Source organism: Chryseobacterium carnipullorum (genome assembly GCF_003815695.1).
GTDB classification, from domain to species: Bacteria; Bacteroidota; Bacteroidia; order Flavobacteriales; family Weeksellaceae; genus Chryseobacterium; species Chryseobacterium carnipullorum.
This window is the reverse complement of the sequence record NZ_CP033920.1, coordinates 1,429,866-1,443,016: the sequence shown is the minus strand read 5'-3', so window position 1 is coordinate 1,443,016 and position 13,151 is coordinate 1,429,866. Positions and strand designations below refer to the sequence as shown.

11 protein-coding genes are annotated in these 13,151 nt (G+C 37.2%); 2 read left to right on the top strand and 9 right to left on the bottom strand.

Features of this window, described 5'->3' with window-relative positions; genetic code table 11:
* Positions 1–4 precede the first annotated feature (4 nt).
* The 4 genes from EG346_RS06680 to EG346_RS06665 all read right to left on the bottom strand — a co-directional run bounded on the left by EG346_RS06680 (position 5) and on the right by EG346_RS06665 (position 4,593).
* On the bottom strand, positions 5–1,033 hold the full coding sequence (locus EG346_RS06680; RefSeq protein ID WP_123877610.1) for a DUF4421 family protein: 1,029 nt from the start codon (positions 1,031–1,033) through the stop codon (positions 5–7).
* A gap of 220 nt (positions 1,034–1,253) precedes the next feature.
* On the bottom strand, positions 1,254–3,287 hold the full coding sequence (gene feoB, locus EG346_RS06675) for a ferrous iron transport protein B (protein ID WP_123877609.1): 2,034 nt from the start codon (positions 3,285–3,287) through the stop codon (positions 1,254–1,256).
* Positions 3,287–3,532, bottom strand: a complete 246-nt coding sequence (locus EG346_RS06670; RefSeq protein ID WP_073328573.1) for a FeoA family protein — start codon at positions 3,530–3,532, stop codon at positions 3,287–3,289. The genes feoB and EG346_RS06670 overlap by 1 nt, the downstream gene beginning before the upstream one ends.
* Before the next feature lie 143 nt (positions 3,533–3,675).
* Positions 3,676–4,593 carry a GLPGLI family protein gene (locus EG346_RS06665; RefSeq protein ID WP_123877607.1) on the bottom strand — a complete coding sequence of 306 codons (918 nt, stop codon included), beginning with the start codon at positions 4,591–4,593 and terminating at the stop codon, positions 3,676–3,678.
* Positions 4,594–4,838: 245 nt separating this feature from the next.
* Between EG346_RS06665 and EG346_RS06660 the strand changes: the two genes are divergently transcribed.
* Entirely contained in the window at positions 4,839–5,327 is a 489-nt protein-coding gene (locus tag EG346_RS06660; RefSeq protein ID WP_123877605.1) for a DinB family protein, read from the top strand.
* Between the two features lie 83 nt (positions 5,328–5,410).
* On the opposite strand, the gene EG346_RS06655 is transcribed toward EG346_RS06660, so the two are convergent.
* On the bottom strand, positions 5,411–8,086 hold the full coding sequence (locus EG346_RS06655) for a carboxypeptidase-like regulatory domain-containing protein (protein ID WP_123877603.1): 2,676 nt from the start codon (positions 8,084–8,086) through the stop codon (positions 5,411–5,413).
* Positions 8,087–8,582: 496 nt separating this feature from the next.
* Here EG346_RS06655 and EG346_RS06650 point away from each other — a divergent pair, with 496 nt between their 5' ends.
* A complete protein-coding gene (locus EG346_RS06650) occupies positions 8,583–9,464 on the top strand; it encodes a cupin-like domain-containing protein (protein ID WP_073328563.1) in 882 nt (293 codons plus the stop codon).
* A 33-nt stretch (positions 9,465–9,497) separates the two neighbouring features.
* On the opposite strand, the gene EG346_RS06645 is transcribed toward EG346_RS06650, so the two are convergent.
* The 4 genes from EG346_RS06645 to EG346_RS06630 all read right to left on the bottom strand — a co-directional run bounded on the left by EG346_RS06645 (position 9,498) and on the right by EG346_RS06630 (position 13,115).
* Positions 9,498–9,908, bottom strand: coding sequence for a hypothetical protein (locus EG346_RS06645; protein ID WP_123877601.1), 411 nt, complete (start codon positions 9,906–9,908; stop codon positions 9,498–9,500).
* Positions 9,898–10,179: a hypothetical protein gene (locus EG346_RS06640; RefSeq protein ID WP_073328557.1), complete on the bottom strand. Its 282-nt coding sequence runs from the start codon at positions 10,177–10,179 to the stop codon at positions 9,898–9,900. Before EG346_RS06640 ends, EG346_RS06645 begins: the two co-directional genes overlap by 11 nt.
* Before the next feature lie 141 nt (positions 10,180–10,320).
* Positions 10,321–12,045 (bottom strand): M14 family metallopeptidase, encoded by a 1,725-nt coding sequence (locus EG346_RS06635; RefSeq protein WP_123877599.1) that lies wholly within the window; start codon positions 12,043–12,045, stop codon positions 10,321–10,323.
* 323 nt (positions 12,046–12,368) lie between these two features.
* Positions 12,369–13,115 carry a metallophosphoesterase gene (locus tag EG346_RS06630; protein ID WP_123877597.1) on the bottom strand — a complete coding sequence of 249 codons (747 nt, stop codon included), beginning with the start codon at positions 13,113–13,115 and terminating at the stop codon, positions 12,369–12,371.
* Positions 13,116–13,151 lie beyond the last annotated feature (36 nt).

Below are 13,151 nucleotides of genomic sequence, written 5' to 3'. Positions count from 1 at the left end.
TAAGTTATAAAATAGGGATCTTTTTCTGGATCTTGTCATAGTTCCTCTGTATTACCTTTGGAGGAGGAAAACGGTAGCCTATGTAAAGCAGTCCGTATAAATTATTATTTTGTACACTTTGATTGTACTTTTCGTTATAGGCATAGGCGTTGACATTAAATTTTCCTCCGAAAATAAACCGGTCTGTATTATATCCTATATGAAGACCTGTGGCAAACTTAAAGATCAGATATTGTGTATTTTCTTTGTTGAATTTCGTGCCGTCATTACGAATATCCCAGCTGCTCGAAAACATTCCGCCAAACCCCAGTGACACATTGGGAGCAATGTTTACCCTTTTTTTAGACCCAAGCACCCAATTGTAAAAATACCCCATATTGCCTCCGAAACTATATTGGGTTTCTTTACTTTTCTGTCCGTTTAAAATATCTCTGAATATCGAAAGATCATAATCTAAAAAAGGAACCCAGCTCCCTCGGCTTTCTTTTTGCCATTCTCCTTGCGTATAGATACTTTTCAGGGAAAAATCTTTCTTCATGACATAGGCCGTAGATCCTCCAAAACTTTGAATCCTCAAATCCGGAAACTGAAGATACGGGTCTTTTCCTTCTCTCCAGTCGGGATCCAGGTCCTTCATGTTTTCAATGTAAAATCCTTTTACATTTTTGTAATAAACGGTCTGAATAAATCTTTTGGGGAAAAAACGAAATCTAAGGTCTGCATAGGCGCTGTTGCCTTTCAGTTCGTCATCATTGTTTCCCGGAAGAAAACTGGGCGTAAACGACACTGTGGCACTTATAATTCTATAGTCAATAGAAAAGGAAGCTCTAGTTTTATTGTTAATCGAAAGGATGGTTTCTAATGGTTTATCTTCAGGGCCTTCTGTGTACACATAATTTTCAATATTGGTATCAAAGTTTACACGGACCATAACCTGATCTGCATAAGACTTGATTTTGGTAGTATCGATCTGGGCTTTAGCCAGAATTGTTACCATAGAAAATATAAAGACAGCTAATGATTTCGGGCTCAAATCGAAATGGTTTTAGTTTCAGAAAATGAAATTACTACAATTTTTTCAATTATGAACTTAAAACAGCATCATGAGCATCCGCAGTCTTTATCACAACCGCTTCTTTTAGAGCTGAATTTTTTCGGCGCAAAATTCTTTCTGAGTACTTTAAATAAAGAGTAACAGGCAAATGCAACGATCAGTGCAATAATAACGTACTGAAATAGTAATGAAGTTTCCATTATTTTAAAATCTGATAAGCTATCAACGACACAAAATATGCCAAACCGGTCATCATCGCTACCTGAAAGCCGGTCCATTTCCAGCTTTTGGTTTCTCTGTAGACTACTGCAAGTGTAGAAACACACTGCATTGCAAATGCATAGAATAAGAGTACGGAAATACCTGTGGCAAAGCTGAACACTTTACTTCCGTCAGGTTTTACATCTCTTCTCATTTTATCAATCACTTTTACTTCGGGAGCATCATCTTCCAAACTATACAGGGTAGACATGGTTCCTACGAAAACTTCTCTCGCCACAAAACTGGTCAAAATTCCTACTCCCATTTTCCAGTCGTAGCCAAGGGGCTCGATAAGAGGTTCGATTCCTTTACCCATTTTTGCCAGATAAGAGTGGTCAAGTTCAACATTCGTTGCCACAAACTGCTCTGGCTTTTGTTTTGGTCCGAAATAACTTAAGAACCAGATGATGATACTTACTATAAAAATGATCTTACCAGCTCCTGTTACGAACTCCCATACTTTACCTAAAACCATTTTAAGGTCGTATCCGAAAAGTGGTTTTTTATAAGCAGGAAGGTCCATTACAAGATAGGTCTTGCCTTCATTTTTGATAAATCTTTTAAGAATCGCGGCTGAAAACAGGGCTACAAGGAACCCCAAAAGGTACATTCCCATCAGCACCAGTGCTTTATATTTAATTCCAAGGAATGATCCTTCAGAAATAATTAAGCCGATAATGATACTGTACACCGGAAGTCTTGCAGAACACGTCATAAAAGGTGTCACTAATATAGTTAACAATCTCTCTCTTACGTTCTCAATATTCCTAGTGGAAATTACAGCAGGAATAGCACAGGCTGTCCCGGATACCAGCGGGACAATACTTTTCCCGTTCAGTCCAAAGGGACGCAGCAATCTGTCCATAAGGAATACGACTCTTGCCATATACCCTGAATCTTCTAATAAATATAAGAAATATAATAAGATCCCAATTTGCGGTGCAAAGACTACAATTCCTCCGATTCCGGGAACAATTCCGTTTGAAATCAATGAATTGATAGGTCCTTCCGGAAGATGTTCTCCGGTAAACGCAGCGAGCCATGAGAAAAAATCATCAATCCAGTTCATCGGATATTCGGCCAGGAAGAAAACACTTTGGAAAATAACCAACAGAATCATCATAAAAACGACGTAGCCCCAGACTTTATGAACCAGTACTTTATCTAATTTTTCTGTCAGAAGTTCTTTAAACTGAGCTTTTTTAGAGATAACATCTGCTAATATTTTGTCAACATTCTGATATCTTCTTACTGTTTCCTGAACCTGAAGTCTTTTCGGAACCAGACTTTTGGAGTCAGGCTCATTCATCATGTCTTTTATTGAAGCTATTTTTACCACATCTGAGCCTAAAGAAAGGCTCATCCAGGCTTTATATTCATTTTCGATGCCTTTGTGGGCAGCCAGTTTATGGATAAAATCTTTATGTTCGTTGGGTATTTCGAAAGAGGTCTTGTCGGTTTTTACAAAACCATTGTTCAGAACAGCCTCTCTGATCTCATCTATTCCCAATTGCTCTTTGGCATTGGTTTGAATAATTTTAATGCCCAAAGCATCAGAAAACTTCCGGATATCGATGGTAATTCCTCTTCTTTCTGCCTGGTCAATCTGGTTGACCACCAAAATCATAGGAATACCAAGATCCTGTATCTGCTGAAACAGAAGAAGTCCTCTTTTCAGACTTAATGCTTCAAGAATATAAACGACTCCAGCATAATTTTTTTGCTCTTCAATAAGAAATTTGGAAAAAATAGCTTCATCTTCCGAACTGGGATATACACTGTATGAACCCGGAAGGTCAATGACCTCCACTTCTTCATTTTTATAGGTGTAATTTCCAGAATGGCTTGCTACGGTAACTCCGGCGTAATTTCCGGTCTTCTGCTTTTTGTTGCACAGTGCATTGAAAACCGTAGACTTTCCTACATTAGGATTCCCGACCAAAAGGATCTGTTTTTTCTTATTTTCCTGCATTAATTCAATTCTTCAACAATGATATAATTTCCCTCTTCTTCCCTTAGAGCGATGCGGCTTTTTTCTTCTCCAAATTCCACATACATCGGACCATTGAACGGTGCCTGATACAATATCCTGAAAATGGTTTCCGGCAGAAGTCCCATTTCTATGATCTTGTTAGGCATTTTAAGGTGATCATTGTCATAACCCAAAATCTTCCCCATTTTGTTCTTAGGGAATCCGCTTAATTTATGTAAGTCCATCTCTTTCAAAACCTGCTTTTTTGTACGGGCAAATATACGCTATTTAAATTTAATCTAAATAACAACAGGTATGAAAGAAATCAACCCAAATACATTGCTGTACCTGGGTTGATTCAAAAATATAATTTAGTTGATATGAATGTTTATTTTTTCTTTTTCTCAGGAGTTTGAGAAGAAATTTCTATTGGATTGTCGTTCGCATTGTAGAAGTCTTTATACTGCTTTTCCTGTTTCTTCACCATATCTCCAACCGTACCATCCATTCCGGGAATTGGCTTAGACATCATTTCCTGTGTCATCATAGGTCTTATCGATGCAAAAGGATCTTTTTTGAAATCACTGAATGTTTTTTCAAACTTTTCTCTTGTTAATTCATTTACTTTTCCACCTTTTGCCTGCATCAGGTTTTCAATGTAAGAGTATTCTGTATAGTCTTTAACTTTCTTGTTTCCCTGTAAAACCCAAGAGTAATTTTTCTGATCGTCTTCAATTTTAACGATCAAGCCTGGAAGTCCGAAGAATTTATAGGGTCCATCCTGAAAAGGTAAATCTGTACTGAACCATGCTGTCCATTTTCTTCCTCCAAATTCAGTAGTCGCTTTTTGAGCGTTGTATTCTCCTATTTTTTGTTTGTCATTCAGAATATTCCAGTTGAATTTCAAATCTTCGCTATAGCCAATATTACTTGGTGTAAATCCGTTTGCTATTTTATCTACATACTGAACTTTCATGCTTGGATATGATTTGTATATCCTTGCTGAAATTTTGGGTGTTTTCAGTGATTTTGATAGATCTTTCATCATCCCAGACTTCTGAATGGCCTCCATTTCAATTTTCATAATAGAGTCCTGAGCAATCACTGTATAGTCCTGGTAAATTGATCTGTTCTTGTCTGTGATATCTAAAATAGTCACTACTTTATCCAGCTTCGTTGAGTCTTTCTTCGGCTTAAAAGTGAGTTCATAAAAGAAACGGTTGGCTGTTTCTTTTGATTCTTTAGAATCCTGTGCCGATGCAAATGCAAAGAGTGCGATAAAGAATACAGAAAATAGCTTTTTCATTGTAATAATGTTTACTCATTAGTTACCAATTGTTGAAATATGTTACAGTTTTTTTTCAAAAATTTATTGTGATCATTGTAAAATACTGAATAGCAATATTTTGCCAAAACTAATTTATTCTAATTGCTTTTTGGTCTTATTAAAAATTATTAACTATTCAATATCCTTCTATAAAATTATGATTCCTTTACAACATTTTCCGATTCAAAAAACTTTATCTTTAAGTACTTAAAAAACAAAATATTATGGACACTTTATCACAATTTAGAGACGAGTTTGAAACCGAGTACCAGACGACGAAAAAGTTCTTTGAAGCTTATCCTGAAAGTAAAAACGACTATGCTCCCCATGAGAAAAGCATGAAACTAATGCCTCTTGCCACTCATATTTCAGAAATCTTTGGATGGCCGGACACCATCCTGAAAACTTCAGAACTGGATTTTGCCACCGGGGGTTTTCAGCCTAAACATCTGTCTACCAAAGAAGATCTCCTGAATACGCTGGATGAAAATTTCAAATCTGCCCAATATGCTCTCGAAAATGCTAAAGAACAAGACCTTAATGATACCTGGGCGCTCAAGAACAACGGTGAAGAAGTGGCAAAATGGACAAAATACGGTTCCATCCGCCATGCTCTGAACCAGATCACTCATCACCGGGCACAGCTGGGCGTGTATTACAGACTGAACGACATTCCTCTTCCCGGAAGTTATGGTCCATCCGCAGACCATTAGAGTTTCTAGAAACAACAGCATATATCTCAAACAAAAACCAACCTCTGCGAGATTGGTTTTTGTTTTTATATTTCTTTTTACTTCTATTTGAAATTGAATTTTACGGTAAACATGACCTGGCTTGGACGGAGCTGATATCTTGTATAGGTAATATTCGTAGTATTGATATCATAGGTTTCAAATACTTTTTTATTGGCGATATTCATCCATTTAACCTCAAAATCAATCTTCTTTTTGGACCATGTAAATTGGTATGAAACGTCGTAGAATCCGTTATGGTATTTTTGACCCACTGCATTGGTATTCACCTGATCCCAGTTGAATCCAATCGTATGGTTTTCCACCGGGTAAAAGAATGCTCCAAGATTATGTGTAAATCCTGTTCTGGTTGCACTAGAATTTACCCTCCCTGTACTTTTCTGCTTGGTTCTTGAAATACTCGCATTATAATCAATGCTCATCCAGCTAAAATAGCTATTATTGAATTTAATACCATAGGACTGGCTATTGTTGTTATTGGTATACGATTCATTATTTAAGAACGCATCAGATTTTGCTGTATTATTGCTGTAAGTAAGTGAAGCATTTGTTTTAAATTTCGGGAAATATTTTCCCACTTCTGCTGAATATCCATTATTCAAAACATGATTATCCTGTTCTATATATTTCATGATGCTATATCCCGGTCCATTGATCGTAGGATTAGCAATCAGGTTTCTTTTAGCATCAGAGAATCTATAGTTCACATTAAAGAATAAATTGTTTAGTGGATTTCTGTACTCCAGTCTTGTGCCTGCAGATTTATTATTATTCTGCGGAATAGGATTATTGATATCCATCGCATTAATTCCACTTGGCGAAGTCATCAGAAATCCTGAATACGCTGTATTTATTTCCCCGAAATTATTATTGATATTAGCATTCACGGAAGCTTTCCAGAAAGAAGCAAAGGTATATTGCGCAAAAATATTGGGTTCAAAAGTAACTTTATTTACTGTTTTTGATACATTCCTCAGCGGGTCATCTGCTTTAATATTATTAGAGTTTACAGGCAAGTTGGCATACAACATCCAGGATTCATTCTTATAGTTAACTCCTAAGCTTCCATAAGGTGTTGCAGTTGTGTAGGTAAGATCATTGCTGTATGCATTCGGAGATACTCCTGTTGTTGTGATATTGAATAAATCTGAAACTAAATCTGTTGTTTTAAAATTAAATCCAACTTCCGGCGTAAGGGTCCAACCTTTTTTGGAAAAACTGATGTTGGCAGAGTGGTTGGCTTCGAAGGTTTTAAGTTTCAGGTTCTGACGAACGAAATTACTTGGTACAGGCGTAAATCCAGGAATTCCTAAATAAGACGATGGAGAAACATCCAGATTCTGTCTGTCAGTCTGATAACTTATAAATGACAGCAAATTGACCATTTTTTCTTTCCATGGAATAATGGTACTCAATGAGTTTTGAAATGAGGTGGTAGGCGATTCTGTTGCTTCGTTTGCGTGTCTCAGGCTGCCATCTTTAACATCGGTTCTGTCTACAATTCCTCTGTCTGCATTCCAGAACTGGGAGAAACTGGTAGTATTTTTAAAGAATCCTTTTTTAGCATTCTTAGTGAATATCAGTTCACCTTTTGCTTTATCTGTATAAAAATTATTGAGAATGTTTGTATAATTGGAACTTCCCTCAAAATAATCAGTCTGGCTGTACGATTGTCTTTCAACGGCATTATTGGTATAGTTGGCATTGGCCTTGAGCTCCCACTCTTTCTTTTTATCAATATTGGTAAGATAGTTGGCGGACAGATAATGGACGTTATTCATCAGGTATCTTTTTACCGGAAGATTGGGTGTACTGGCATTTTCCACATTAAGCCAGTCGTTTTGGGAACTATTAATTCTTCTTCCTTCAAATCGACTTCCAAATGCCAGGATGTTTCCTTCATTTTCTACCTGTTCTCCAACATTGTTGGTTTTATAGTTGACCACCCACTGGCTTTTTTGTCCAAAAAACATAGGGGTCAGTTTAACATTCCACAGCCACGGATCTCCAAAGCCGGTTCCTACTTCTCCTCTTCCGGTCATTGTCACTGAATTTTTCAGCTTGATATTGATGGCTGCCTGGTCAGAAGGTACTTTATCCTGAAGAATTTTTACAGGCTGGTGGTTTTCCAGAACTTCTACTTTCTGTACGGCATCTTTTGGAAGCGAGTTGTTGATGGTCCCATATCCGCCTTCCATAAGGTCTTTCCCGTTAACATAAAATTTATTGATGGCATTACCCTGGTAAAGAATGGTTCCGTCTTTATTGACTTCAATACCCGGAATTTTTCTCATTACATCGGCAAGCGTTCTGTCGCTTGCGTTGGCAAAAGCTTTAAGATCATACGCAATGGTGTCTCCTCTTGCGGTGATCATCTTCGTTTTCAGCTGAACTTCCTTTATTTCTGTCGCTTCAGACTGCATTTTGAAACTGATGGTCTGATCGCTGTTGCTGATCTGTTTTGTTTGAGATTTTTGGTTGAAAGCCTTTACTTTCATGTCTACATTAGCCTCTGAAGAAGTGAATGTAACTTTGTATTCTCCTTTGGAATTGGTGATCCCATATGCCAAAATAGCATCTTTGCCCGGTTCTTCTATAGTAACGCTGGCACTGGGAATAGCGGACCCATCTTCATCGGTAATTTTCCCTGACACTGTTTTCTGTGCAAAAGTGAGCACGGTAAAAAAAAGCATCAGAAATAAAGAAATTTTTCCTTTCATAATTTATTATTTGCCTAATTAGTTTGTCGCTTGTGTTTTTTGTTACACTTTTTATAAAGATGTATTATAATGATAAAGGTTAAACGTATTTAACACTATAAACTTAGTGATAATTTTTACAGGTCCAATATTTTGTCGAGCTATTTTAAAATTTTATTGCTGAAGAAGCTGTTATGCATTTAAAATCAATATTATCCTGTTTTGAATACCAGTCTGTCATTTTTATCTTAAAAATTCGTTTGGTATGTAAATTCTTTAAAATCTATTCATTAAATTTAGCCAATAACTAATCCCATTGTGTTATCAGTTTTTATCATTTTCAATGAAAATATGGGCTTATAACAGGGAAAAACTAAAGACTTTACAGAAAAGGATCTATTTCCATATTCTTACTTAGTCTAAATAGTTAAAAGTGATTTGAATCATAGATTAAAAAAAACTTAAACACTGATTCATATCTATTTATTTAATAATTTTGTAACATAAAATTTATAGAATGGGAATTATTTTAAAGCCTATAGATGTTGTAGATGATATTACTCAGGAGGAGTTCATGGAAAAATATCTAAAGCCAAGAAGGCCCGTTGTCATAAAAAATATGGCAAGAAAATGGCCTGCTTATCAGAAGTGGACCATGGAGTATGTAAAGGAAGTGGTGGGTGATGTAGAAGTTCCTCTTTATGATTCCAAAAAAGCCGATCCTGCAGCTCCCATCAATACGCCCACGACGAAAATGAAGTTCGGAGATTATATAGACCTCATCCAGAGAGAGCCTACCGATCTGAGAATTTTCTTTTTTGACCCGATAAAGCACGCCAATAAATTAATGGACGATTTTATCGCTCCCAAAGAACTGATGGGAGGTTTTCTGGATAAATATCCATCCATGTTTTTTGGAGGGAAGAGTTCGGTCACTTTTCTTCATTTTGACATTGATATGGCGCATATTTTCCATACGCACTTCAACGGAAGAAAGCATGTCAAGTTATTTGAATATAAATGGAAAGAAAGATTGTACAGGCTTCCTTACGCAACCTATGCCCTGGAAGATTATGACATCGACAATCCTGATTTTGAAAAATATCCCGCCCTTAATGGTGTAGAAGGTATTGAATGTTTCCTCGAACACGGAGACACGCTTTTCATGCCTACGGGATGGTGGCACTGGATGAAATATCTGGACGGAAGTTTCTCTATTTCTCTGAGAGCATGGGACAAATCATGGGCTGTGAAAGCACACTCTCTATGGAATCTTACCGTACAGCGTAAGTTTGACGATATTATGAAATCCAATTTTAAAAATACCTATATGGACTGGAAAGAAAAAGCAGCCGTTAAAACCGCAGAAATGGCTTTAAAAAAAGGCTTACCCAAATAAAAAAAAAGACGTTTCAATGTGAAGCGTCTTTTTTTATGATGGAGTCCCTGTTAAAAGTTCTTCCATATTCCTCGTGACCTCATTGCACGAAAAACAGGCCTCTTTTCCATCCTGAGAAAACCATCTGCACTGAGTTCTTATCGGACAAAAGAACAGTTCGGTTTCTTTATGACTATCCAAATGCTGCACCTTTTTGGACAAAGAACATTTGGACTCTTCAGCGTTCCACTGTGCACAGCCTTTTTCTACACATTTTCCCGTAAAACGAAATCTCTGCTCCAGGCTGTTTTTGTCTTTATTAAGATTCAGAAAATCTTCTGTAACGGTGAGAGGTGAGATGAACTGTACCTTCCCGTCTTTGCCGACTACTCCAAAAAGCTGTGCCCCAACTTTCCCAAGATAACTGGGACACTTCTTCTTTGAAGATTGTAAATCAGGCTCCATAGCCTTTTATTTGAGACTGAATTTCTTTCACCTGTTTTTGGATATCAATTCCGGGTTTAAAGATGATCATCCCCCACGGAAACCAGTCTTTAATTTTCAGCGGTTTTAAGAGTCCTTTGAAATCCCTGTGCGCTGCAAAAGCCTGGGTATTGTCAATTTTTGAAAGTTCAGAAAGAACGACATTCTGAATTCCTCTGTCGATGTTTTTCAACTGCTCGTCTGAAAGATCTACTCCTTCCAACGACACGAAAAATTGCTTTTTAGTAGCCATAACTATAATTTTTATTGGTTTTATAAAGCAAATTTCGTCAGAGACCGGGCAATATTTATCAGGAAAAACACCCTTTCTGCGCAGGTGAAAATCCTTAAAATTAACTCCTGATTATCAATTATTTAAATCAACTTTGAAATTTCATAAGATTCTGTATATCGGATACTGTCTGAATGTTTTCTCTTCAAAATAAGGAGAATTCCTGTAGATCCAGTCCAGCTGGGCAGTTCCGTCATCGGCAAACTTTTTATCTGATGATTTTCTGGCTTCAAAAGCTTCTTTTAATTTTTTGTCCGTCTTCAAAAGTTCCGAAGCTGTATCTTCAAAAATGTAGGCAGAATAATATTCTTTCTGTGCTAAAATACCATCGAATAAATTCCAGTTAAAAAAGGAATCTGACGCTTCAGGTTCAAGGGTTTCAATGATGTATTTTACCCCAGGCTGCTGTGTTGGAATGATATAATCTCCGGCAGAAAAAGTAATATTCCTTTTTGCTGTTTCTACAGTGGTATCATAATGAAGATAATGTCCTTCGTAAGGATTTTTAACGGTCTTAAAATCTTTGATTTTATACGATTCTACCAATGCCGTGCTATCTTTCTTAAGGATTGTCATTTGGATTTTATTCCTTTTCATTTCTTCAATTACCCGATATTGGTATTGCGGAACCACATAGTATTCAGGAATCGTAATATATCCGGTTGGGACAGCCGTCATAAAGAGTTTTATCTTTTTTGTAAAAGGTTTATTTCTATCGTAATAGAGTCTTGGCTTCCCGGAAATATCACTGGGCTTGTAGCTTCCTTCATAGCCTTTGAAATCCATTGTAGAAAATTGGGTAGAATCTATTTTCCAACGGATTCCGTACTGCATTCCCGATTTGTACTGCTTTAGATTGTCAAGACGGAGCTGTTTGATCTTTTTATAATCTTTATCCAGATTCTGAAGGCTGACCAGCATATATTGATACGTTGCATCAACTCTTTTGTCATAAGGTTTCAGCATGTGCGTTTCCGGAACGGTTCCCAATGAATTGAAAAGGGAGGTATATCCTGTAGAATATCTCGGAGAGTCTTCAAAAGCAGCAAATCCTTCATCAGGAACATCTCCGTGGATATTGACGTACGGCGTGCTTTCATAGCCCAGCTTCTTCATGCCTTCCAGGTTTTTAGCCTGATAATCATTGTAGAAGTAGTTTCCCAAGACCTTTCCAAGACGTTCTTTAAAGGTTGAGATATAGGTGAAGGTATACTGATAATCAGCGCCGTTGCTTACATGGTTGTCTATAAAAACATCCGGTTGCAGCCATTGATAGATTTCCTGGAAACTTCTGGCATTCTTTGAATCCGCTTTAATGAAATCCCTGTTCAGGTCATAGTTTCTGGCATTTCCTCTGAAACCATACTGCCCGGGACCGTTTTGATTGGCTCGGGAAAAAGAACCTCTGTTCAGCATTCCGCTTACGTTGTACGCTGAAATGGCTGCAATGACGAAGTTCTGAGGAGTTTTTATTTTCCCGGTTGCCAAATCACGCATGAGCATCATAGTCGCGTCTATTCCGTCCGGTTCTCCTGGGTGAATTCCGTTGTTGACAAAGAGAATTGCTTTATCTTTTCTTAGTTTATCGAGATCTTTTTCAGGAAAAGGATTGTAAATAACGACGTAAATGGGTTTTCCGTTATCGTCTTCTCCTTTTTTAAGGTATTGAATCGTATTGAAGTGTTGAGTCAGATCCTGATAATAGGCATTCATTTCATCGTAGGTCACCGTTTGGTTTCCGTTTCCTTTTTCAAAGGGAGTCTGAAATGATTTTTGCGCTAAAAATAAGGATGTGCTTAGGAATATTAAGAGGTATTTCAGTTTCATTGAAGCAGTTTTTGAACTTCAAAATTACTTAATCTGATTTGGGTGGGAAAGGGAAATTGTGGATTTATTGAGGTCCGTTCAATGGGATTGGATTTACGCAAGGACGCAATTTTTTTTGATCTTAAGGCTGTTTTTAAGGCGCAAGAAAATCAAAAATTTTCGTTTGGTAGTTCGAGATTTCAGATAAAGATCTGTATGATCTGATTAATCTGCGAGAAATAAAAAATATTACTCCAAATTCCTTTATTAATAGAAACCTTATCGGTTTTTAAAACCAATAAGGTTTGTGTATGTTAAAGATTCAGGATGCATTTTCATAGGGTTTACTTTCCTGCACTATCGTTATTTCTGCCTTTTTCGTCCGGATACAAAAAAGGAAGCGGATCGCTCTGCCAGAATTCTTTGGTATCGATATCCATCATTGACAAAACGCCTGTAAAAGCTGCTCCGGTATCGATGTTCCAGACGTTGGCTTTATTGACAGGATGCTTAATTCCTATATCCAGTGTCGGTGTATGTCCGATAAAGATTTCATGGTATAAAAGAAGTCTTTTCGGATAAAGTGCTGAATTTTTTTCTAATTTTTTATCCATTGCTACCGCGGTTTCCCAAAGGGTTCTGTCCCAGCGGTAATTGCTGGAATAGACTTCTTTTTCAGGACCATGCATAGAGGAATATCCTGCATGGATAAACAGGCGGTTTTTATCGTCTACATAATAGTTTTTCATCCTTTGAAAGAATTCAAGGTGAAAGTCCAGATCTTCCAACGGGTAGTCGTTGTAACTTTCCACGGTACTCTTTCCTCCGTTAAAAAGCCATACATCCGGTCCGTCTCCAAGGGACAGCCAGTCTTCGCACCAGGCATCATGGTTTCCTTTGATAAAAATACATTCCTGCTTTTGAGAAAGTTCCATCAAAAACTGGATGACCTGAGCAGATTCGCTCCAGCCATCAACGTAATCTCCGAGAAAAATAAGGATATCCTTTTCTCCTACTTCTGCTCTTTGAAAAACCTGTTGTAAGGCTTTAAAACCTCCGTGAATATCACCGATTACTAATGTTCTGCCCATCTTATTTTGAAATATATTTTGCATCCACAAAATCAG